This is a genomic window from Novipirellula sp. (genome assembly GCF_041583735.1).
Classification (GTDB): Bacteria; Planctomycetota; Planctomycetia; order Pirellulales; family Pirellulaceae; genus Novipirellula.
Genome location: NZ_JBFHFD010000792.1, coordinates 1 through 3502 on the forward strand (window position 1 = coordinate 1; position 3502 = coordinate 3502).

Sequence of the window (3502 nt, forward strand, 5' to 3'; positions counted from 1 at the left end):
ACACCGGTCCGGACGTACCACCGATGGACAAATCGTTCCGCCGGATACTCAGATTCATCTTCCTGAAGGAATGAAGACGATCCCGGAATTGATGCGTGCAGCGGGCTACTTTACATTCAACAGCGGTAAAGACGACTACAATTTCCACTACGATCGTCGAGCCTTGTACAGCGCCGGCAGCAAAGACGATTACAAAGCCGGCATGAACGGATGGCAGGGAAACACAGCCCGCCATACAATGTCGATCACCGAAGACACATGGAACGCTCGCCAAGACAAATCCCAACCGTGGTTCGGTCAAATCGAAATCAAGGGCGGGAAAGCGAACACGAAATACACTCGCAAAGGAGAGGTGTTGGCGGACGATGATGTTCCGCTGACACCGTATTTCCCAGACACCCCGGCGCTTCGCAAGTCGTGGACGATGCACTACAACGCCGCTCGCGGTGCGGACGCTCGGGTCGAAGCGATCCTTGATCAATTGCAAGCCGATGGTGAAATGGAAAACACGATTGTGTTCTTCTTTTCCGATCACGGCAGCAACCATTCCCTTCGTCACAAGCAATTCTGCTATGAAGGCGGCGTCCATGTTCCGCTTGTGATCAAGGGCAAGCATCCGGCGATGAAAGCGGGTACGGTCCGCAACGAAATCATCACGGCACTCGATATTCCGGCGACCACGTTGGCGTTGGCGGGTGTTTCGCTGCCCGATTATCTTGACGGCCAAGATCTGTTTAGCAGCGAATACGAACCGGTCGAATATGTGATTTCGGCTCGTGATCGCTGCGATTACACGATCGACCGCATTCGCACAGTCCGCTCGGATCAACTGCGTTACATTCGCAATTTCTATCCCGAACGGCCGATGTTGCAGGCGCAATATCGCGATCAAAAGAAAGACGTTCTTGATCTGAAACGTCTGCATCAAGCAGGCCAACTAAATGACTATCAAGAACAACATTGGTTTGGCGTCCGCCCATCGGAGGAATTGTACGACATGGCCAACGATCCGCATCAGATCAATAATCTAGCGGGCGATCCTCAGAACGCCGAAGCCCTTCGCGAACACCGTGATGTTCTGGACAAGTGGATCGAAGAGACCAACGATCAAGGCCAATATCCTGAATCGGTGATCCAATTAAAGGCGACTTACGAATTGTGGAAGGACAAACCCGTATTCAAGAACGCTGACGTCAACCCGGAATACGATCAATTTCGCAAGTAGAAACGCACGGTTTTTCGCATGATCAATTCCCGTCGTTCGTTTTGTTCGATTGCGACGCTGGCATCGCTAGCGATGGGGGACGCGACGTCGACAATCGTTTAGCATCAAGCCGCGATTGGCGGGATCGTCGAACACCAAATCGGCAATGGCGTTTGAGCCCGGCTTTGCTTCCCAGAGGCCGTATCCTGTGAATACACGATACGAAACGGTGGCGTCAGCAGGTAACCTTTTTCGAGTTACGGCTGCGAGAGACTCCACAAATAGCGGTACAGTTGACGCAGACGTAGCAGTTCGAATCGACACCAAACGCCTCCCCAAGAGCTGATTGAATGACCTTAAAGAACACGATTTGCTGTCTGTTGACGGTATTCACACTGATGCATACTTCGCCTGCGAAATCACAAGAGATGGACAAGATGTGGGGCGAGTCGATCGTCAAACTTCGCGCCGATGACGCAGAGCGAGGACAACTTTTTGCCGATGGCAATTACGCGATGTTCATCCACTGGGGGATCTACTCTCAATTGGCCAACAAGGTCGATGGCAAAACCTATTACGGTATCGGCGAATGGATCATGAATCCACGTATGGCGGGAATTCCGATCCCGCGATACCGCGAATTGGCAAAAACATTCAACCCGGTCAAGTTCGACGCGATGGCAATCGCTCAGCTCGCCAAGGACGCAGGAATGAAGTACATCATCATCACTGCGAAGCATCATGATGGCTTTGCGATGTATCATTCCAAAGCCAACAAGTTCAACATCGGCGATGCATCGCCGATCAAATTGGACCCGATGAAAGAGTTGGCCGAAGCATGCCAAAAACAGGGGCTGGGGTTTGGTTTTTATTACTCGCACAACCAAGATTGGACGTTCCCCGGCGGCGGCAATGGTCCTAAGCAAGATTCACAGGGAACCCCAGCCACCTTTGACGATTACTTTCAAAAGAAATGTTTGCCGCAAGTTAAAGAGATCACCAGCGAGTACGGCCCGATCGTATTGGTCTGGTTCGATACCCCCGGCAACATGCCCAAGAAATACGTCCAGGAATTGGTCGATGTTGTACGAGAAAATCAACCCAAGGCGTTGGTCTCTGGGCGTGCCGGGCACAACCTAGGGGATTACCAATCCTTGGGTGACATGGAAGTGCCTCACCGCAACGTCGAAGGGCTTTGGGAAGCCGTCGACACGACCAATGATTCGTGGGGCTATGCTTGGTACGACGAGAACTGGAAAACGCCCGAAGAAATCCTGCATCGGCTGATCGCATGTGTGGCTCGCGGTGGAACGTACATGTTGAACATCGGCCCACGCGGCGACGGCTCGGTTCCTGAGCGTGCAGCGGCCTCGCTGCGAAGTTCCGGCGATTGGATCAAACGTCATCCTCAGGTGGTGTACGCGACGGAAGCCTCGCCATGGCAACATGCACTGCCGTGGGGCGACGTCACCGTGAAGGGCAACCGAATGTTTTTGTCGGTGTTCAAGTGGCCTGCGAGCGGCCAGCTGTATTTGCCAGGGTTACAAACCGAGATCCGCTCGGCCAAATTGCTCGCTGGCGATGATGCGAATCCGGTTGAATTCGAATCGGTCGGCACCTGGACTCGCTTTTCGCTCCCCCAATGTGCTCCGGAGGATCTCGTCTCGGTGATCGAACTGGATTTGGCGGGCGAGCCTGAGGCCGATCCAACCTGGGGCCTCGATCCCGAAGTCGCAACGGAGATCCTAGCCGAATTTGCCTCGGTATCTGGCGCCACCCAGAACTACAAACGCTGGATGGAAAAATTCGGCGAGTGGAAACATGTGATCGAGGTCACCGATTGGCCAACCGGCGACGAGGAAGCCACAGGCAAAGCAAGCTGGGAGATCGATGTGGTCGTCCCAGGGGACTATCAAGTCGCACTGAGCTATGCCGGCGAAGGACGATTGGTTTGGGGCGTCACGATCGAAGGCGGCCAGTCGATCCAGAACCAGCAAAATGCATCGCACATCTACCAAAGTTTCCCGATCGGTTGGCTGAACTTTCCGAAGGCTGGCCGCTACACCGTCTCGGCTTCGTGTCTGGACGGCAACGTGAAAACCGGAAGCTTGAAGTCAATCACCTTCACTCCGATTCACCAATAGCAAGCCAAGCTCGAGCGGACCGCACGCCGCCGATCGGATGAGTCGCCGATCTGATGAGTCGCGGGCCTATTAGATCGCGGGCCTATTAGATCGCGGGGCTGATGTCATTGCCGTTGCCGACGGCAGCAATGGCCAGCCTAAAAAATGCGGGATC

The 3502-nt window shown here is 54.0% G+C and carries 2 protein-coding genes; both read left to right on the plus strand.

Annotation, left to right across the window (positions count from 1 at the left end):
• Positions 1-1225 (plus strand): sulfatase-like hydrolase/transferase (locus ABX962_RS32810; protein ID WP_372725904.1); only part of this gene is annotated, 1225 nt, incomplete at its 5' end.
• Positions 1226-1554: 329 nt separating this feature from the next.
• Positions 1555-3348, plus strand: coding sequence for an alpha-L-fucosidase (locus ABX962_RS32815; protein WP_372725905.1), 1794 nt, complete (start codon positions 1555-1557; stop codon positions 3346-3348).
• Positions 3349-3502: the final 154 nt, after the last annotated feature.